The organism is Pseudomonas salomonii, from assembly GCF_900107155.1.
Classification (GTDB): Bacteria; Pseudomonadota; Gammaproteobacteria; order Pseudomonadales; family Pseudomonadaceae; genus Aquipseudomonas; species Aquipseudomonas salomonii.
The window spans coordinates 720008-737889 of the sequence record NZ_FNOX01000001.1; the positions used below are offsets into that span (position 1 = coordinate 720008).

Genomic DNA, 17882 nt, shown 5'->3' on the forward strand with positions numbered 1-17882 from the left:
AAGCCTGAATGTCTCCCACTTGTTTGATTAGAGTGGGGGCAGTTTCTTCTCAACGGTTTTTATAATGGAGGTGTTGGTGTCGGCTAACGGCGTTATTTTTTGTAATGTCTGGTCAAGGTGGCTGACGGAGTGTGTGTACAGATGGCAGACGAAACTGTCTTCGCCGGTAATCTTGTAACAAACAATACACTCAGGCATTTCTGACAGTAACTGCTCCACGGTTTGAAAATTCCCCGTCAGCGGTTTTACCCGCACCAGAGCTTGAAGCGCAAACCCGAGAGCGTGTGCGTCCAACTCTACGCTGAACCCGCTTATAACCCCTGCCACCTCCAGGCGTTTGAGACGCTCGCTGCAACCTGGGGCAGATAACCCCACCTGCCGGCCAAGTGCGCGGATAGACGCCCGCGCATTCTGATGCAGGGCGATCAGCAGCGCGCGATCAATTGCATCGAGTGTCTGATCGTTTTTTGTAAGCCTTTTCATTAGATGGACCTTACGAACATTGATGAAATAGCGTGAAAATCTTACATACCACAGATCCCTGAAAAAAAGGATGGATTTTTCGAAAACTCCTACCTATTGTTTTGTCTGCAGTCAGACGCAGTACTGTAGTGCTATTTCAACTTGATCTATTCGTCGAGGGATTGAAATGAACCACGTACTTGATGAGGCACGCTTGCAAGAGCACCATAATAATAATTTTTCTGAGCAGCGATTGTTTTCGCAACGTCATGAATTTGCCCGAGATGGGTTTATAAAGTTGCGCGATATCGTCGATGATACGGTGCGTGAAGAGATTGCCGCTGAAGTAAAAAATTTGATCGAGCGCCAGCTTGAACGGCGTGACCTTCACTTGGCAACTACCGATAATACACCGCGTTATATGAGTGTTGTGCGCAGCGAATTCATTGCTGAAAACAGTCCTCTCATTAATGCGCTGTCGAAGTCCGATGTGTTGCTTGGCACCCTGTCACAGATAGCCGGAACACGCATTGTCCCGTCCGTCTCCAAGGACGAGGAATACCTGATCACCCAGCAGGAGCGCAAAGGCGACACCCATGGATGGCACTGGGGGGATTACAGCTTTGCACTGATCTGGATTATCGAAACGCCCCCTGTCGCCAAGGGCGGGATGTTGCAGTGCGTGCCCCATACCTCGTGGGACAAGGCCAACCCGAGGATTCACGAGCTGCTGTGCAGTAACTCGATTGCGACTTACGGTTTCAAGACCGGGGATATTTATTTCCTGCGCACCGATACCACCCTGCATCGCACTATCCCACTCAATGAAGATGCCACCCGGATCATCCTCAATATGACGTGGGCGGCTGAAAAAGACCTCAGCGCAAACCTGCACGGCAATGATCGCTGGTGGGAAGACCAGCATGTTGAGGCGGCCAAAAGCCTGACGTAAAACGCCTGTGGCTGGTTGTCACGCGAACAGATGGGATGAAGGTCATGCATGATATTGAATGCCTACAGCGCGCCAATGCCCTGCTCAAGCAGGCGCAATCACACTCGGCCATGGCCGATCTGGTCCGGGCGGCGGTGGGCCGCAATGAGCAATGGCGTGGGCAGCAGTGCATCAATCTCGTGGCCGCTGAGTCGCCCACCAGCCCGTCGGTGCGTGCGTTACTGGCCAGTGAGGTGGGGACGCGCGCATCGGGTGGGCATATCGGACGTGACAACCGGTTTTTCTCCGGGATGAAGAACATCGACGAGCTGGAATCGCTCTGCGTGGAATTGCTTAAAATCACGCTGCATGCCCGGTACGCCGATCATCGTTTGATGGGTGGTCTGGCGGGTGTAATGGCTGCGTACACAGCGCTGGCTCGTCTTGAAGACAACGTGATGACGGTGCCGGTGATCCGCGGTGGAGATACCAGTAACCGCACCAACGGGCCGCCTGGGGTTCGCGGACTCAAGGTGTGGGACATTCCGTTTGTGCACAAAACTGCAGACATCGACCTCACACGCTTCAGTGAAATCGCTCAGACCCTCAAACCTGCTGTGATTGGGTTGGGCATGACACTGACCTTGTTTCCGTTACCGTTGGCGGACATAAAAGGCATCGTTTCATCCTGGGAGGGCAAGGTCTATTTCGACGCCGCCCACCAATTGGGCTTGATCAGTGCCGGCTTGTTCCAGGACCCATTGGCTGAGGGCGCCGACCTCATGACCGGGTCTTCCGGGAAGACGTTCAGTGGCCCTCAGGGCGGCGTCATTGTCTGGAACGATGCAACACTGACAGCGCCGCTGCATGAGGCGATTTTCCCTACGCTGACCGGTAGCCATCAAATCAACCGTGTGGCTGCGCTCGCGGTGGCGGCTACGGAAATGCTCGAGTTCGGGCGAACCTATATGAAACAGGTGGTCAGTAACGCCCAGGCGTTGGCCATGCACCTGGAGCTTCGGGGGGTGACGGCCTTCTATCGAGAACAGGGTTACACCCGAACCCATCAGATTGTGATTGATTCAAAGCCCTTCGCCTGCGGCCGTGAGGCAGTACAGCGCCTGGAGGCCGCCAACATCATTACCAACGAAATGCCGTTGCCTTGGGACACCGACCCTTATCGAGAAACAGGCATTCGGCTCGGTACTGTCGAGGCTACCCGCCTGGGCATGAAGGAGCCGGAAATGGCCTGGATCGCCGAGCAGATTGCCAGGGTGCTCCTGCATAAAGAGGACCCGATGGGCGTTGCCAATGGTGTGATTGATTTCATGAAAAACCACAGGACAATCTATTACTGCCACGAAAATGGGCTACCCGGTTGAGCCATCCTGAACGTAGTCACAGAGGAAAAGTGCATGCCTGACATCCTGATTTCCGTTTACCAGGCGATATTCACCTTTACCCTCGCAGCTATCGCCTTACTTGCCAGCCCCGGCCCCGCCACCCTGGCGCTGGCAGCCAGCGGCGCGGCGTATGGCATGCAACGCTCGTTTGAGTTTTTTGTCGGGGTCACCCTGGGTTTAGTTATTGCCATGGCGTTGGTTGCTTCGGGTTTATACGTCGTCTTGCACAGCTTTCCCGGGTTGGCGGTGGCACTGACGGTCATCTCTATTGTTTATATTTTTTGGTTGGCTTACCGCATTGGCACGGCACCGCCCATTCAGGATGAGCAAGCCGTGGTCACGCCGGGCTGGGGTGCCGGTTTTGTGCTGGGGGTTGCGAATATCAAAGCGTATGCCGCGTTTGCAGCGTTACTGGGCAGTTTCACCTTGGGCACGACGCCGGGCTGGGAGCAGGGTACAAAAGCGTTTATTTGTTTATTGGTTTGCGTGGTATTCGATTTTTTGTGGCTTTTTGCAGGCAGCCGGATGCGCAAGTTGTTCATCCATCCCGTTTGGAGTCGACGACTTAACGTAAGCTTCGCGATTTTGATGGTAGCGACTGTCGCCTGGTCATTCACGCTGACGTGGTAGCGCTATCGGTGGGAGGGCCCGTGATCATTCCAACCGAGGAAAACCTTCATGTTTGGGACCGTTTCTGCACTGGTGTTGTTACTGGTCGTGCCTGGGCCGACAAACACGCTGCTGTTACGCGCGGGTGTGCTGTTTGGGTTTGCCGCTTCGTGGCGTATGGCATTGATTGAATGCCTGGCTTATCTGCTGCAAGTCTCTGTCTGGGGCGTGGTGCTGTTTTATCTCTCGGCCTGGTCACCGTGGGCGGTGAAAGCCACTCAAATGGCGGCGGCCTGCTATCTGCTCAAATTGTCATTCACGCTGTGGCAACGCCACACCAGCAGTGTCGACTCACAGCACGATCGGTTATCCGGCGTGCATTTTTTCTGGCTCACGGTGATGAACCCCAAGGGCCTGCTGATTGTTTCGTTTATCGCGCCGCTCGGCACCTTCACTTCGCTGCCAGGCTATGTCGGGTTCATGACCCTGCTGGCGTTGGTGGTGATACCGGTAGGCGCTGCCTGGATCGTACTGGGCAGCCGTTTTGAAGGCGTTCAGAAAGCCTGGTTAACCCCCTTGAAGATCAACCGCATCGCCTCCGTGGCCATTGGTTGTTTTGCCACGATCATGATGGGGCGATTGGCAGGGGCGGTGATTCACTGATTCACATGCTGATTGAAACAGGCGTGTGCGCCTGTGGAACGTTTATGTTTTTTCCCTCCACTCAGAATTGCCTGATGGACAGGCACAGGTTTGGACTTCCCTGATGCGGCAGTCCGGCCTATTCAATGAGTTTATGGAGATATACATGGCTTTTTTTGATGCTGTAATTGCTCTCAAAGGTGCGCTGCTCGGAGCCCTGCTGGGCAATAACGTACCGCGCAATGATTTTGAAAACGGGTATCGGTCAGGGCACGCAACAAACGATCACCACCATCGCCATCGTCCTCAAACAGTTCGGCCACATGCGGGCAATACCTATCCCTGCCAGACGAATCCTGGCGAGCCGCATACGCAGCAACCCAGGATCTGCGAGCAGCCTTCACCCTACCGGCCTACGTATCCGCTTTATACTTTGAGTCGTTAAGCGGCCCGGCCAGAAACAACTGCGCCAAGGCCCGTGGTAAGCGGCCTTGGCGCAGTGGATCCAGCATGTTTGAGTGGCTTACAGCGCGCCAAACACCTTCTTCGCCAGGCTGGTGGCCGCGGCTGCCGGGTTTTTGCGAATGGTTTCTTCCTGCTGCGCGATCATCTTGAACAAGCCGTCCAGCGCCTGTTCGGTCACGTAGTTTTCAACGTTGGCACTTTTGGCATCCACTGCACCGAATGCTGCCGCCTTGCCGGCCAGAGCGTTGTACTGCTGAGCAACCCCTACCTTGTCGGTAGCCGCCTTGACGATCGGCAGGAACTTGGCGCGGATCTGCTCGCGGCTGCTTTTATTCAGGTACTGCGTCGCTGAGTCCTGGCCGCCGCTGAGAATGCCCTTGGCGTCGGTCACGCTCATGTTTTTAACCGCATTGACCAGGATCGGTTGCGCCTGGGTCACCGCCGTTTCGGCGGCCTTGTTCATGCTGGTTTCCAACTGCGTGACCTGGTCACCCATGCCGAACATCTTCAGCTTGTCGGCGACTTTGCCCAGCTTGCCTGGCAAGCCGATCTTTACTTCGGGGTTGTTGCTGAAACCACCGGGCGTGCCCAGTTGCTTCACGGCGATCTGAGCGCCTTGGGTCAAGGCGTCCTTGAGACCGCCGGAGGCGTCGCCCTGGGACAGGCTGCCAAGGTCCAGGGCCATGGCGTTGGCACCGAGCAGCAAGCCGGCACACAGGGCAGTGAGGCGAAGAGAGTGACGGAGCATGAGCGCTTCCTTAGGTTCGGGCTTATGGTCTGGAAAAGGTCAGTGTGCGACAGCATCAACGCGCAGGCGCAGGGGGTGTTGGTCCTTGCCGTCGAGCTGCACCGCGTGGCGTTCGGTGGTAATAAACAGTAGCTTGCCGTCCAGCTCGATGCGAGCGCTCACCGAGTAAGTGTGGCCGGGTTTGACCTGCGCCGGGTCGTAGCTCAGGTGAAACGGCAGCGGAACCTGGCCTTTGACCGGGCCTTTCTGTTCGGCCAAGGTCACCGCCGGCGCGTCCATCAGCGACACGTCCTGCAGGCTGACGCTCAAAGTGGCAGTGGGCGGCAGGGCGATGCGTTGCAGGTAGAACACTTCGCCGTCGAGGCTGGCCTTGGGGGCTGGAGTCATGGATTGGCAGGCTCCGAGCAGGGCGGTAAGGCCCAGGAGGATGATCTTTTTCATGGTACGGCTCCTTTTCAACGGCGCCGGAAACAGCCCGGCGCCTCAGTCAATCTAGCGGCTTTCTGCCGGTTCCACAGGCACTTCAGCGGCGCCGTCGACGCGATGCAAGGCCACCTGGCGAATCGACAGGCGAATCTCGGCAGGCAACACGCGTTTGGCCGCGCCTTCCGCCAGTTCACCCAGCAGGTCGTGGTAACTCAATTTCCCGGCCTCGTCGCGACGCAGCACATCTTGTTCCAGCAATGTCTGGATAAAATGTCGGAAAAGACTCTTGTCGAAGAACTCCGGCGCGTTCAGGCCATGCAGGATCGACAGGCGCTGGGCCATGATCGTGCACAGGTCTTCCAGCTCTTCGGCGCTGATGCTGTTCTGGCCGCTGTTAAGCAGCAGCGAGATCGCCATGTAGAAGCGTTGCAGGGTCTGGGCGATGCTCTTGGACAACAGCGTCAGCAGCACAAAGTGCCGCGAACTCGGGGCCGGGCGCAGGTACACGTTGTTTTCAAAACGCAGCAGGCCTTGTTCGACAAAGGCTTCCAGCCATTGGTCGACTACCGCGTCCAACTCTTCCAGCGACCAGCGAATAAACAGCTCCGATTGCAGGTACGGGTAAAGCGCGCGAGTAAAGCGCAGGATCTGCTCGCGGCTCATGCGTGAGCTGCTCTGGAAGAAGCTCGCCAGCAGCGCCGGCAGGGCGAAAATGTGCAGCACGTTGTTGCGGTAATAAGTCATCAGGACGGCGTTCTGCTCATCCAGATACACAATCTTGCCCAAGGCGTCACTCTGCTCAGAGAGCAGGTTCATGTCCTTGACGTGCTTGATCAGCGCCAGGCCATCACCCTCAGGCAACGTGGTGTGCGGTGAGTAGGGCACGCGGCGCAGCAGTGCCAGGTACAGGTCCAGCTGGCGGGCCATGGCCTGTTCATCCAGGGCCAGGCGCGTGGTGGAAAGCAGGGCCAGGGCCACCAGGTTCACCGGGTTGACGGCTGCGGCTTCGTTGAGGTGGCGTGCCACCTGCTCGCCGAGGCGGTTGGTGGTTTCGTTGAGCCACGCCGGTTTGTAGTTCGGGCCCAGCTCCTGGGCACGCCAGTCCGGCTGCTCGGCGTCGAGGAACTCAGCCAGCTTGATCGGCTCGCCGAAGTTGACCGCGACCTGGCCAAAGCGCTGCTTGAGCGCGCCGACCACTTTGAAAATATCGAAGATCGATTCTTTCTTCTTGCTCGCCCCGCGCAACTCGCCCAGGTAAGTACGGCCTTCGAGCACGCGTTCATAGCCGATATACACCGGCACGAACACGATTGGCATGCGTGAGGAGCGCAAGAAGCTGCGCAGTGTGATCGCCAGCATCCCGGTTTTCGGTTGCAGCATGCGCCCGGTGCGCGAGCGCCCGCCTTCGACGAAGTACTCCACCGGGAAGCCCTTGGTGAACAGGGTGTGCAGGTATTCGTTGAATACCGAGGTGTACAGCGGGTTGCCCTTGAAGGTGCGGCGCATGAAAAACGCACCGCCACGGCGCAGCAGGCTGCCGATCACCGGCATGTTCAGGTTGATGCCGGCGGCAATGTGCGGCGGGGTCAGGCCGTTTTTGAACAGCAGGTATGAGAGCAGCAGGTAGTCGATATGGCTGCGGTGGCAAGGCACGTAGATCACCTCGTAACCCTGGGCAACCTTTTGCACACCTTCGATATTGTTGACCTTGATGCCGTCGTAGATCTTGTTCCAGAACCAGCTCAATACCACTTCCAGAAAGCGAATGGCGGTGTAGGTGTAGTCCGACGCGATCTCGTTGCCGTAGCGCAGGGCCTGGGCCTTGGCTTTTTCCGGGGTGATTTTTTCGCGTTCGGCCTCATCCGCAATCGCCTGGCGCACCAGCGGCATGTTGACCAGGCCTTTGACCAGGTTACGGCGGTGTGACAGGTCGGGGCCGATGACCGCAGTCTTCAGGTTACGAAAGTGCACGCGCAAGATGCGCTGGGCCATGCGCACGGTGCGTTCGTGGCCTTTATTGTGCTCGATCAATTCACGCAGGTTGATAGGCGCGGAGAATTGCACACGGGTCTTGCGACCCAGGATCAGGATGCTCAGCAAGCGGCGCAGGCGGCCGGTGACCGCCCAGCTGTCGGCAAACAGCAGTTTCCATGGGCTGGACTCGCTTTCGGGCGACTGCCCCCAGAACACGCTGACCGGAATGATTTGTGCATTCTCTTCGGCGTGCTCGGTCAGGGTGTTGACCAGGCGGGTCAGGGTCGGCGGCGCGCCGCGCTTGTCCTGGCGGCCGAGCCAGTCGGGTTCCGGCGTGAGGTAGAAAAACGCCGCCGGTTCCATCAGCGGGCCCACCGATACCGGCAGCACCGGGCGCGGCAGGCCGGCCTTGGTGCATTCCTTGTCGACCACCGCCAATTCGGTGAGAGAAGGCGATTGCAGCACGTAAAACACCGGCCGGCTGCGGTCCAGGTTAAGGGTTAGGGACGACTGATTGATCGTCTCCGAGCGAACCCAGAGGTACAACAGTCGGCGCAAGGTGCCAAACACCAGACGGCGGAACGGGGAGCGGGTCATAGGCGTGCTGCTTGAAGTGGAAAAAACCGAGCAGGTGCTCGGGCGGGTAGTGTGCCGTATTCGCCGAAAATCGGCAAAAAAGCAGCGATGTAAACTTGAGTTGATCGTTTTTGAGCCTGTCTTATACTCGGCAGTTCAATGCGAGCGACTCAACAATAAAAATGCATGTGGGAGTAAGACAGATGGCAACGCGTGAAACCGGCAATGTGAAGTGGTTCAACGATGCAAAGGGCTATGGCTTTATCCAGCGTGAAGACGGCAAGGATGTGTTTGTGCACTACCGCGCCATTCGCGGTGAGGGCCACCGCTCATTGGCGGAGGGGCAGCAGGTGGAATACGCCGTGGTAACCGGCGAGAAGGGCTTGCAGGCTGAGGATGTGGTGGGCCTGTAACACTCTTGTCGGGCTAACCCAATCAACTGTGGGAGCTGGCTTGCCTGCGATGCAGACACCTCGGTCTATCAGTCGGACCGCCGTGATGCTATCGCAGGCAAGCCAGCTCCCACATTGATTGGGTTTTCCGGTTTGGATCAGGCAGTTTTCCAGGTGATCTGCTCTTCACCGTCGGCACTGATGCGAATCCAGGTATCAGCGCTTTCCTCACCTTCCTCCTCAACCCAGGTACCCGGCGCGCAGCGCACTTCGACGTTCAGCGCGGCAAAGGCGGCGCGGGCGCAGGCGATGTCGTCGTCCCACGGCGTCTGTTCGCTTTCCAGGTACAGGCTGTTCCACTTGCCCACGGCTTTTGGCAGCCAGGTGACCGGCACAGTGCCGGCCTTGCACTTGTAGGTCTGGCCTTTCTGGACCCAGTCGGTGCACGGGCCGAGGGCAGTGCCCAGCCAGGCGGCGATGGCCTTGTAATCGACCTCGGCGTCTTTCAGGTAAATCTCGATATCAGGTTGGCGCATGGATGTTCCTCGTTGCGGGATTCGAAAATCCATTCGCGGATACTTAAAAGTCGGTTATTGAAGCACGAAATAATCGTAGCGCATCGATACGGTGACCAGCAGCGGTTCGGCGGCCTCGATCACTTCAGCACGGCGCTCGGCACTCGCACGCCAGCCATGGGGCGTCATCGCCAGCAGGTTGGCGCGGTCCCGGGGCTCGATCAGGCTCAGGGTGAACTCCAGCGTTTCACTGTGCGCCAGGCTCATGCCTTCGGGTACCAACGCCAAATGCTTGTCGTCGGTGTATTCACGCACTTCGTCGTACAGGCGCTCGCGCAGTTCCATCAGGTGGCCGGCGGTTGGGCCGACCTTCATCAAACCGCCGCCGGGGCTGAGCAGGCGCTTGGCTTCGTCCCAGTCCAAAGGGCTGAACACGCTGGCGAGAAATTGGCAACTGCCCGACGCCAGCGGCACGCGGGCCATGCTGGCGATCAACCAGGTCAGCGCCGGGTTGCGTTTGCACGCGCGTTTCACCGCTTCCTTGGAGATATCCAGCGCATAGCCGTCAGCGTGGGGCAGGGCGTCGGCGATTTGCGCGGTGTAGTAACCCTCGCCACATCCGATGTCCACCCAGCGCTGCGGCGCGCGCTCGGCGGCCAGTTCGGCCAGGCGCTTGGCCACTGGCGCATAGTGCCCGGCATTGAGAAAGTCGCGGCGTGCCTCGACCATGGCGAGGTTGTCACCTGGGTCGCGGCTGTTCTTGTGCTGCACCGGCAACAGGTTCAGATAACCCTGGCGCGCACGGTCGAAACGGTGCCCGGCCGGGCACGCCACGCCGTTATCCACCGCGTTGAGCGGTGCGCTGCAAAGGGGGCAGGCGAGCATCAGGCGAGCAACTTGATCAGGGTTTGGTAGTAGATTTCGGTCAGCACATCGAGGTCGCTGGCCAGGATGCGTTCGTTGACCTGATGGATCGTCGCGTTGACCGGCCCCAACTCCACGACCTGAGTACCGAGGGTGGCAATGAAGCGCCCATCGGACGTGCCGCCGCTGGTGGACGCCTTGGTCTCGCGGCCGGTAATCGCCTTGATGCTGGCCGAAACAGCATCCAGTAACGCGCCCGGCTCGGTGAGGAATGGCAGGCCCGACAAGGCCCATTCAACGTGCCAGTCCAGGCCGTGTTTATCCAGAATCGCTGCAACGCGCTGTTGCAGGCCCTCGACGGTGGATTCGGTGGAGAACCGGAAGTTGAACACTGCCGTCAGGTCGCCCGGAATCACGTTGGTGGCGCCGGTACCGGAATTGAGGTTGGAAATCTGGAAGCTGGTTGGCGGGAAGAAGGTGTTGCCATCGTCCCAGTGCTCGGCCGCCAGTTCCGCCAGCGCCGGCGCGGCCAGGTGGATTGGGTTTTTCGCCAGGTGCGGGTACGCCACGTGGCCCTGTACGCCGCGCACGGTCAGGGTGGCACCGAGGGAACCGCGACGACCATTTTTGACCACATCGCCCACCAGCGTAGTGCTCGACGGTTCGCCGACGATGCACCAGTCCAGACGCTCCTTGCGGGCCGCCAGGCGCTCGATGACCGCTTTGGTGCCGTGGTGCGCCGGGCCTTCTTCATCGCTGGTGATCAGAAAAGCCACCGAACCCTTGTGGTCCGGGTAGTCGGTCACAAAACGCTCCGAGGCCACCAGCATTGCCGCCAGGCTGCCTTTCATGTCCGCCGCGCCACGCCCGCAGAGCATGCCGTGTTCGTCGATCAACGCGTCGAACGGGTCGTTCTGCCACGCCTGCACCGGGCCGGTTGGCACCACGTCGGTGTGACCGGCAAAGCACAGTACCGGCCCTTCGTGTTTGCCATGGGTGGCCCAGAAGTTGTCAACGTCTTCGATACGCATCGGCTCAAGCGCAAAACCGGCGTCGCCCAGGCGCTGCATCATCAGCTTCTGGCAGTCGGCATCGATCGGCGTCACCGAGGGGCGACGGATCAAGTCGATGGCAAGTTGAAGGGTCGGCGAAAGGTCGGCATGGGCCGTCATGGGGAAACTCCGGGAAGCGTGTAAGGGGCGCAGGACGAATGTGCTGAAACGGCGCAGATCCAATGTGGGAGCGGGCTTGCTCGCGAATGCGGTGTGTCAGTCAATACATCAGGAACTGACCCTGCGCTTTCGCGAGCAAGCCCGCTCCCACATAAAGCAATCGGTGCTTGCCTGATCCAACAAAACGGCCGTTATCTTATAGCAAAACGGCGGCCAGAGGCCGCCGTTTAGTGCATTGCGCAAGTTTTTACTCTGCGGTTGCCGGCTCAACCTTAGGTGCAGGTTTTGGCAGCGACGACAGGAACGCCATGATCAGCGCCGCCACATACGGCAGTGATTGCACCAGCAGCATCACCACCCAGAAGCGCATGTCATTGCTCGGCAGGCCCTGCACCAGGTAAATCCCCAGTGCGGCGCCCCACAACAGCAACATGATGAACATCTCTTCGCGGGCTTCGGAAATTGCGACCCAGAAGCCGTGGTTATCGGCGTTTTTCGGTGTGCGAAAGAACGGAATACTGGTGGTGAAGAAGCCATACAGCACCGCCTTGGCGATGGTGTGCGACAACGCCAGCCCGGCCAGTGCCGCGCAGAACGCATCTTTCAAGTTCACACCCACCGCACGGCGGTAGAGGAAGATGATCTTGCCGACCTTGAACACAAACAACGCCAACGGCGGGATCGCGAAAATCAGCAGCGGCGGGTCAACACGGGTCGGCACGATGATCATCGCCGCCGACCACAACAGGGCGCCGACGGTGAAGAAGATGTTCATGCCATCCGCCACCCACGGCAACCAGCCCGCGAGGAAGTGGTAACGCTGGCCACGGGTCAGCTCGGTGCCTTTGCCGCGCAACAGGCTGGCGGTGTGGCGCTTGATGATCTGGATCGCGCCGTAGGCCCAGCGGAAACGCTGCTTCTTGAAGTCGATAAAGGTATCCGGCATCAAGCCCTTGCCGTAGCTGTCGTGGTAATACGCCGCCGACAGGCCTTTTTCGAATACCCGCAGGCCGAGTTCGGCGTCTTCACAGATGCACCAGTCGGCCCAGCCGAGTTCCTCGAGCACCGAGCGACGGGTCATGGTCATGGTGCCGTGCTGGATGATCGCGTCACGGTCGTTGCGGGTGACCATGCCGATATGGAAAAAGCCCTTGTATTCGGCGTAGCAGAGCTTCTTGAAGGTGCTTTCGTTCTGGTCGCGGTAGTCCTGCGGCGACTGCACCACAGCGATTTTCGGGTCGGCGAAGTGCGGCACCATGTGCTTGAGCCAGTTGGGCGACACGCAGTAGTCCGAGTCGATCACCGCGATCACTTCGGCATCCTTGGCGGTGTGCGGAATCAGGTAGTTCAGCGCGCCGCCCTTGAAACCGGCCAGGGGCGAGACGTGGAAGAACTTGAAGCGCGGGCCGAGGGTTTCGCAGTAGTCGCGCACCGGCTCCCAGACGGCCGGGTCCTTGGTGTTGTTATCGATGATCAGGACTTCGAAGTCCGGGTAATCGAGGGCGGCCAGGGCGTCGAGGGTCTGTTTGACCATCTCCGGCGGCTCGTTGTAGCACGGCACATGGATCGAGACTTTCGGGCGGTAATGCGAATCGCCTTCCACCGGCAGGAATTCACGCCGGCGCTTGTGGGTCCACACCGCTTCCGCGAGTTCGTGGGCTTCGGTGAGCAACACGATAAACACGCCCAGCGCACCGAGGGCCAGCAAGATGCCAACCGTCACACTGAACCAGGTGCTGTATTGCTGGCTGTAGTCATAGCCGATCCACACCAATACCGAACCACAGAGGAACGCGATAAAGGTCAGGAAGGTGCGGCCACGCTGGCGCAGGGCCGAGCCGTCAATCATCAGCAGGGTCAGCGACAGCAGTGCCAGCACCACCGAGCCGATGGCCAGCACGCGCCATTGCGGAATGGCGACGACCGGGCCTTCAAAGTTGAATTTCTGCTGGCGCGCGGCGTTATAAACACCCCAATAAGCGCCGGCCGAACCTTCGTCACTGACTTTCCAAGGCTGGTCGAAAGCCTCGATCACGAAATAGTTGTAACCCTGGCGGTTGAGCTTGTTGACCAGCGTACGCAGGTAAATCGCCTGGTCGGCCGGCGAGCTTTCATTGCCACCGCGCATACGGCCGTTGCTCGGCCAGCCCACTTCCGAGAGCAGCAGCGGCTTTTTCGGGAACAGCTTTTTCAGGTCGCGGGCACGGTCGAGGACGTACTGGCCGGCCTTGTCCATGGGGATGAACTCCCAGAACGGCAGGATGTGCGCGGCGATCAGATCGACGTGCTTGGCCAGTTGCGGGTTCTTTTCCCAGATGTGCCATTGCTCGGAGGTGGTCACCGGCACTTTCACGGCGGCGCGCACCCGGTCCAGCAGCACGATCAGCGCCTCTGGGGTGATTTCTTCGCGGAACAATGCCTCGTTACCGACCACCACGCGCACAACGCTGCGCGAGGTGTTGGCGATCTCGATGGCGCGCTGGATTTCACGCTCGTTGCGTTCCAGGTCCGGGCTGATCCAGATCCCCAGGGTCACGCGCAGGCCGAACTCTTCGGCCAGTTTGGGGATATCGCCCAACGTGCCGTCCACCGAGTAAGTACGGATGTTGTCCGTCAACTTGCTCATAATCGCCAGGTCCTGGCGCATCTGGTCGTCAGTGGGGTACTGGTCTTTCTGCGGGAACTGGCCTTGTTGGAACGGCGAGTAGGAGAACCCGGAGATCTGTTCAGGCCAGTTAGGGGTGGTGACCGGGCGGTTGATCAGCGCCCAGAAGCCGGTAAACAGCGCGGCAATTGCCAGCACTACCACCAGGTTGAGTCCAAATTTACGCGATGACATGGCTATTTCGGGTTCCAAAGGGTGTGGAACGAAAAGAGGTGTCGGCCTACGCCGAACGGCGCGCATCCTACACCGGCCTTCAACTGAGCGTACAGCAGACAGAGAAAAGCCGGACGTTAGTCAGCGAAAGACCCTCTAAGTTCTTTACTTGTAGCTGGAAGCTTCGAACTTGTCGCTGCGTAGTCCATAATGCGCGCCGGTTTTTGGGGTAATGGTCATGAGCACAGAAGATCCGCGGTTTGCAGGCGTCGCCCGCTTGTATGGCATTGAAGGCCTGGACCGCTTGAAAGCGGCCCATGTGGCGATCGTCGGCGTTGGCGGCGTGGGCTCCTGGGCGGCGGAAGCCATGGCCCGTTGCGGCGTGGGCGAGATTTCGCTGTTTGACCTGGACGATGTCTGCGTCAGCAACAGCAACCGCCAGTTGCACGCCCTGGACAGCACCGTGGGCAAGCCCAAGGTCGACGTGATGGCCGAACGCCTGCGCGGCATCAACCCGGACTGCACGGTGCACGCGGTGCCGGACTTCGTCACGCGCGACACCATGGCCGAGTACATCACGCCGAATATCGATTGCGTGATCGACTGCATCGACGCGGTCAATGCCAAGGCCGCACTGATCGCCTGGTGCAAGCGCCGCAAGATCCAGATCATTACCACCGGCGGCGCCGGCGGGCAGATCGACCCGACGCTGATCCAGGTCTGCGACTTGAACCGCACCTTCAACGACCCGCTGGCCTCGAAAGTGCGCTCCACGCTACGCCGCGACTACGGTTTTTCGCGCACCGTGACCCGCCATTACAGCGTGCCGTGTGTGTTTTCTACCGAACAACTGCGCTACCCCAAGCCGGACGGCAGCATTTGTTTGCAGAAGAGTTTCGTCGGTGACGGCGTGAAGCTGGACTGCGCCGGTGGGTTTGGCGCGGTGATGATGGTCACGGCCACGTTCGGCATGGTGGCGGCGACCAAGGCGGTGGACAAGATTGTGGCCGGGGTGCGCAGGCCGTCGGAGCGGGTAAAATCCGCCTGAATCTCACTGCCGAGCATAGATCCAAATGTGGGAGCGGGCTTGCTCGCGAAAGCGTAGTGTCAGTCGATACATCATTGACTGAACCACCGCATTCGCGAGCAAGCCCGCTCCCACATTTAGTGTTGTGTACGGCTTAATTCGCGCATGCGCTGCAGTACCGCATTCAAGCCGTTACTGCGCGACGGCGACAGTTGCCGGGAAAGCCCCAGTTGAGCGAACCAGTCCGGCAGGTCAACGGCCTGCAACTCACTTGCCGACAACCCATTGACCCGTGCCAGCAGCAACGCCACCAACCCACGAATCATGCGCGCGTCGCTGCTGGCGGCAAATTGCCAATGACCAGCCTGCAAACGGCCGACCAACCACACCAGGCTTTCACAGCCCTGCACGAGGTTGGCCTCGACCTTCTCGTCATCCGCCAGCGCCGGCAGCCGCTCGCCCCATTGCATCAGCATGCGGGCGCGCTGCTCCCAACTGGCTACTGCCTGAAACGACTCAAGCGCGCTGACGGCATCCACCGGCAAGCTCATCGCAACATATCCAGCGCCTGGTCCAGCGCTTCAAAAAAGCGCTCCAGGTCATCGGAGTCGTTGTACAGCGCCAGGGACACACGGATCGCCCCGGACAAGTGCATGGCCTTGAGCAACGGCATTGCGCAGTGGTGGCCGGCCCGCACGGCAATGCCTTGTTCGGTGAGCAAGTGCGCCAGGTCGGCGTTGTGCACGCCCTCCACCACGAAACTGGCGAGTGCCACCTGGGGAGAGCCGAGTACGCGCACGCCATTGCGCGCTTTCAGCCCGCGCAGCAGGTAGTCATGCAGGGCCGCTTCATGGGCGACCACGGCCGGCGGGTCGAGTGAATTCAGGTAATCCAGCGTGGCGCCCAGGCCGATCACACTCGCAATCGGCGGCGTGCCCGCCTCGAAACCCAGCGGCGCAGGGCGAAAGCTCGCACTTTGATACTCGGCCTGCTGCACCATCTCGCCGCCGAACTGCCAGTGGCGCAGGTGATGCAGGGCTTCATTACGGCCATACAGCACGCCGACGCCGTCCGGGCCGTAGAGCTTATGGCTGGAGAATACATAGAAGTCGCAACCCAGCGCCTGTACGTCGTGGCGACCATGAACAATGCCTTGGGCACCATCGACCACGGTCAAGGCGCCGTGGGCCTTGGCCATAGGCAGCAAGGCCTGCAGGGGTTGCCAGGCGCCGAGCACGTTGGATAGCTGGCTCACTGCCAGCAAGCGCGTGCGCGGGCCGATCAATTCGGCGGCGGCTTGCAGGTCAATCACGCCATCATCGCCAAGGGGCAAGACCACCAGCGTGAGTGCGCGACGTTTGGCCAGTTGCTGCCAGGGCAGCAGGTTGGCGTGGTGTTCCAGGGCGCTGATGACAATTTCATCACCCGTATTGAATAAGTGCTCAAGGCCATAGGCCAAGAGGTTCAGCGCAGACGTCGCGCCGTGGGTAAACACGATCTGCCCGCTGTCACCTGCGTTCAACCACTGCGCGACCTTGCTGCGACTGTCTTCAAACGCCTGGGTCGCGTGAGCCCCCGGCAAATGCTGGGCGCGGTGCACATTGGCTGCGCCATTGGCGTAGTAATGGCTGATGGCGTCCAACAGGGCTTGGGGTTTTTGCGTGGTGGCGGCGTTGTCCAGGTAGGTCTGGTCTTGCCGTTGCAGGGTGGCGATGGCCGGGAAATCGGCGCGCCAGGGGGAGGGCACAAGCATGGTCTTAAGACTCGTATAAGCGAGCCCCAGGTGTGGGGCCCGCTAGTGGCATCGAGTGGCTGCTTAGTTGTGAGCGTGCAGCGCTTCGTTCAGTTCGATCGCCGATTTGTGGGTTTTGCACTCCACGGCACCGGTCTGGGAATTGCGACGGAACAGCAGGTCCGGCTGGCCGGCCAGTTCGCGCGCCTTGACCACTTTGACCAGTTGGTTGTGCTCGTCGAGCAGGGCAACCTTGGTGCCGGCAGTCACGTACAGGCCCGATTCCACGGTATTGCGGTCGCCCAACGGGATACCGATACCGGCGTTGGCGCCGATCAGGCAGCCTTCGCCTACCTTGATCACGATGTTGCCGCCGCCCGACAGGGTGCCCATGGTGGAGCAACCGCCGCCCAGGTCCGAACCCTTGCCGACGAACACGCCTGCCGATACACGGCCTTCGATCATGCCCGGGCCTTCGGTGCCGCCGTTGAAGTTGACGAAACCTTCGTGCATCACGGTGGTGCCTTCGCCCACGTAGGCGCCCAGGCGGATGCGCGCGGCATCAGCGATGCGCACACCGGCCGGCACTACGTAGTCGGTCATTTTCGGGAACTTGTCCACCGAGAACACTTCCAGCAGCTCGCCACGCAGGCGCGCTTCCAGTTGGCGTTCGGCCAGTTCGTTGATGTCGATTGCGCCCTGGCTGGTCCACGCCACGTTCGGCAACTGCGGGAACACACCGGCCAGGCTCAGGCCGTGGGGCTTGACCAGACGGTGGGACAGCAGGTGCAGCTTGAGGTAGGCCTCAGGCGTGGAGGTCAGTGCGGCGTCTTCGGCCAACAGGGTCGCGACCAATGGGGTGTGGCTTTCGGCCAGACGGCTGAGCAGTGCGGCCTGGGCTGTGTCGACGCCTTTGAGCGCGTCAGCCAGTTGCAGCGCCTGGCTCACGGTGAAGGTAATAGCCTGGTTGCCTTCGGTGTAACCGAGGATCGGCGCAATGGCGGCCACGATCTCGGCCGACGGGTTGAGCAGCGGTTGTGCGTAAAACACTTCCAGCCAAGCACCTTGGCGGTTCTGAGTGCCGACGCCGAAGCCCAGGCTGAACAGGGAATTGGACATGCTGTTA

General features: G+C 59.8%; 18 protein-coding genes. 7 read left to right on the forward strand and 11 right to left on the reverse strand.

The window, feature by feature from the left end; translation table 11 throughout:
- Positions 1-27: 27 nt before the first annotated feature.
- A complete protein-coding gene (locus tag BLV67_RS03455) occupies positions 28-483 on the reverse strand; it encodes an Lrp/AsnC family transcriptional regulator (protein ID WP_065928959.1) in 456 nt (151 codons plus the stop codon).
- 166 nt (positions 484-649) lie between these two features.
- On the opposite strand from BLV67_RS03455, the gene BLV67_RS03460 reads away from it, so the two are divergent.
- The 5 genes from BLV67_RS03460 (at position 650) to BLV67_RS32250 (ending at position 4492) form a co-directional block, all read left to right on the forward strand.
- The gene (locus BLV67_RS03460) at positions 650-1414 is read left to right on the forward strand and encodes a HalD/BesD family halogenase (protein ID WP_069786233.1); all 765 of its coding nucleotides are present in this window, start codon (positions 650-652) and stop codon (positions 1412-1414) included.
- Positions 1415-1524: 110 nt separating this feature from the next.
- Entirely contained in the window at positions 1525-2775 is a 1251-nt protein-coding gene (locus tag BLV67_RS03465; protein WP_244160691.1) for a serine hydroxymethyltransferase, read from the forward strand.
- A gap of 33 nt (positions 2776-2808) precedes the next feature.
- Complete coding sequence (locus tag BLV67_RS03470) at positions 2809-3426, forward strand: LysE family translocator (protein WP_083221713.1); 618 nt, start codon at positions 2809-2811, stop codon at positions 3424-3426.
- 48 nt (positions 3427-3474) lie between these two features.
- The gene (locus BLV67_RS03475) at positions 3475-4068 is read left to right on the forward strand and encodes a LysE family translocator (RefSeq protein ID WP_069786234.1); all 594 of its coding nucleotides are present in this window, start codon (positions 3475-3477) and stop codon (positions 4066-4068) included.
- Positions 4069-4213: 145 nt separating this feature from the next.
- Positions 4214-4492: a hypothetical protein gene (locus tag BLV67_RS32250; protein ID WP_141722687.1), complete on the forward strand. Its 279-nt coding sequence runs from the start codon at positions 4214-4216 to the stop codon at positions 4490-4492.
- A gap of 78 nt (positions 4493-4570) precedes the next feature.
- Here BLV67_RS32250 and BLV67_RS03480 read toward each other — a convergent pair whose 3' ends face one another.
- From BLV67_RS03480 to plsB, 3 genes are read right to left on the reverse strand one after another with little or no spacing between them, the layout of a single operon-like run.
- Positions 4571-5260 carry a DUF4197 domain-containing protein gene (locus BLV67_RS03480; protein ID WP_065928963.1) on the reverse strand — a complete coding sequence of 230 codons (690 nt, stop codon included), beginning with the start codon at positions 5258-5260 and terminating at the stop codon, positions 4571-4573.
- A 39-nt stretch (positions 5261-5299) separates the two neighbouring features.
- Complete coding sequence (locus BLV67_RS03485) at positions 5300-5701, reverse strand: YbaY family lipoprotein (RefSeq protein WP_069786235.1); 402 nt, start codon at positions 5699-5701, stop codon at positions 5300-5302.
- A 51-nt stretch (positions 5702-5752) separates the two neighbouring features.
- Positions 5753-8257 carry a glycerol-3-phosphate 1-O-acyltransferase PlsB gene (plsB, locus tag BLV67_RS03490; protein WP_065928965.1) on the reverse strand — a complete coding sequence of 835 codons (2505 nt, stop codon included), beginning with the start codon at positions 8255-8257 and terminating at the stop codon, positions 5753-5755.
- A gap of 182 nt (positions 8258-8439) precedes the next feature.
- Here plsB and BLV67_RS03495 point away from each other — a divergent pair, with 182 nt between their 5' ends.
- The gene (locus tag BLV67_RS03495; RefSeq protein ID WP_003219353.1) at positions 8440-8649 is read left to right on the forward strand and encodes a cold-shock protein; all 210 of its coding nucleotides are present in this window, start codon (positions 8440-8442) and stop codon (positions 8647-8649) included.
- 137 nt (positions 8650-8786) lie between these two features.
- Here BLV67_RS03495 and BLV67_RS03500 read toward each other — a convergent pair whose 3' ends face one another.
- From BLV67_RS03500 to BLV67_RS03515, 4 genes are all read right to left on the reverse strand, one after another.
- Positions 8787-9164, reverse strand: a complete 378-nt coding sequence (locus BLV67_RS03500; RefSeq protein WP_069786236.1) for a hypothetical protein — start codon at positions 9162-9164, stop codon at positions 8787-8789.
- A 54-nt stretch (positions 9165-9218) separates the two neighbouring features.
- Complete coding sequence (locus tag BLV67_RS03505; RefSeq protein WP_065928966.1) at positions 9219-10028, reverse strand: putative RNA methyltransferase; 810 nt, start codon at positions 10026-10028, stop codon at positions 9219-9221.
- A complete protein-coding gene (dapE, locus tag BLV67_RS03510) occupies positions 10028-11179 on the reverse strand; it encodes a succinyl-diaminopimelate desuccinylase (protein ID WP_056857547.1) in 1152 nt (383 codons plus the stop codon). The genes BLV67_RS03505 and dapE overlap by 1 nt, the downstream gene beginning before the upstream one ends.
- Before the next feature lie 247 nt (positions 11180-11426).
- Positions 11427-14018, reverse strand: a complete 2592-nt coding sequence (locus BLV67_RS03515; protein ID WP_065928967.1) for a glycosyltransferase — start codon at positions 14016-14018, stop codon at positions 11427-11429.
- A 211-nt stretch (positions 14019-14229) separates the two neighbouring features.
- Here BLV67_RS03515 and tcdA point away from each other — a divergent pair, with 211 nt between their 5' ends.
- Positions 14230-15045 (forward strand): tRNA cyclic N6-threonylcarbamoyladenosine(37) synthase TcdA, encoded by an 816-nt coding sequence (gene tcdA / locus BLV67_RS03520; RefSeq protein ID WP_065928968.1) that lies wholly within the window; start codon positions 14230-14232, stop codon positions 15043-15045.
- A gap of 116 nt (positions 15046-15161) precedes the next feature.
- Here tcdA and BLV67_RS03525 read toward each other — a convergent pair whose 3' ends face one another.
- The 3 genes from BLV67_RS03525 to dapD all read right to left on the reverse strand — a co-directional run bounded on the left by BLV67_RS03525 (position 15162) and on the right by dapD (position 17875).
- Entirely contained in the window at positions 15162-15575 is a 414-nt protein-coding gene (locus BLV67_RS03525) for a SufE family protein (RefSeq protein ID WP_065928969.1), read from the reverse strand.
- Entirely contained in the window at positions 15572-16777 is a 1206-nt protein-coding gene (locus BLV67_RS03530) for an aminotransferase class V-fold PLP-dependent enzyme (protein ID WP_065928970.1), read from the reverse strand. The genes BLV67_RS03525 and BLV67_RS03530 overlap by 4 nt, the downstream gene beginning before the upstream one ends.
- Positions 16778-16840: 63 nt before the next feature.
- Positions 16841-17875: a 2,3,4,5-tetrahydropyridine-2,6-dicarboxylate N-succinyltransferase gene (dapD, locus tag BLV67_RS03535; RefSeq protein ID WP_017137134.1), complete on the reverse strand. Its 1035-nt coding sequence runs from the start codon at positions 17873-17875 to the stop codon at positions 16841-16843.
- Positions 17876-17882: the final 7 nt, after the last annotated feature.

Excerpts from the sequence above, each read along its gene's own strand:
- BLV67_RS03485 (WP_069786235.1), bottom strand. The coding sequence starts at position 5,701 with ATGAAAAAGATCATCCTCCTGGGCCTTACCGCCCTGCTCGGAGCCTGC.
- BLV67_RS03475 (WP_069786234.1), top strand. The coding sequence starts at position 3,475 with ATGTTTGGGACCGTTTCTGCACTGGTGTTGTTACTGGTCGTGCCTGGG.
- BLV67_RS03495 (WP_003219353.1), top strand. The coding sequence starts at position 8,440 with ATGGCAACGCGTGAAACCGGCAATGTGAAGTGGTTCAACGATGCAAAG.
- BLV67_RS03455 (WP_065928959.1), bottom strand. The coding sequence starts at position 483 with ATGAAAAGGCTTACAAAAAACGATCAGACACTCGATGCAATTGATCGC.
- dapE (WP_056857547.1), bottom strand. The coding sequence starts at position 11,179 with ATGACGGCCCATGCCGACCTTTCGCCGACCCTTCAACTTGCCATCGAC.
- BLV67_RS03465 (WP_244160691.1), top strand. The coding sequence starts at position 1,525 with ATGGCCGATCTGGTCCGGGCGGCGGTGGGCCGCAATGAGCAATGGCGT.
- BLV67_RS03515 (WP_065928967.1), bottom strand. The coding sequence starts at position 14,018 with ATGTCATCGCGTAAATTTGGACTCAACCTGGTGGTAGTGCTGGCAATT.
- BLV67_RS03530 (WP_065928970.1), bottom strand. The coding sequence starts at position 16,777 with ATGCTTGTGCCCTCCCCCTGGCGCGCCGATTTCCCGGCCATCGCCACC.
- BLV67_RS03525 (WP_065928969.1), bottom strand. The coding sequence starts at position 15,575 with ATGAGCTTGCCGGTGGATGCCGTCAGCGCGCTTGAGTCGTTTCAGGCA.
- plsB (WP_065928965.1), bottom strand. The coding sequence starts at position 8,257 with ATGACCCGCTCCCCGTTCCGCCGTCTGGTGTTTGGCACCTTGCGCCGA.
- BLV67_RS03500 (WP_069786236.1), bottom strand. The coding sequence starts at position 9,164 with ATGCGCCAACCTGATATCGAGATTTACCTGAAAGACGCCGAGGTCGAT.
- BLV67_RS32250 (WP_141722687.1), top strand. The coding sequence starts at position 4,214 with ATGGCTTTTTTTGATGCTGTAATTGCTCTCAAAGGTGCGCTGCTCGGA.
- BLV67_RS03470 (WP_083221713.1), top strand. The coding sequence starts at position 2,809 with ATGCCTGACATCCTGATTTCCGTTTACCAGGCGATATTCACCTTTACC.
- BLV67_RS03480 (WP_065928963.1), bottom strand. The coding sequence starts at position 5,260 with ATGCTCCGTCACTCTCTTCGCCTCACTGCCCTGTGTGCCGGCTTGCTG.
- tcdA (WP_065928968.1), top strand. The coding sequence starts at position 14,230 with ATGGTCATGAGCACAGAAGATCCGCGGTTTGCAGGCGTCGCCCGCTTG.
- dapD (WP_017137134.1), bottom strand. The coding sequence starts at position 17,875 with ATGTCCAATTCCCTGTTCAGCCTGGGCTTCGGCGTCGGCACTCAGAAC.
- BLV67_RS03505 (WP_065928966.1), bottom strand. The coding sequence starts at position 10,028 with ATGCTCGCCTGCCCCCTTTGCAGCGCACCGCTCAACGCGGTGGATAAC.
- BLV67_RS03460 (WP_069786233.1), top strand. The coding sequence starts at position 650 with ATGAACCACGTACTTGATGAGGCACGCTTGCAAGAGCACCATAATAAT.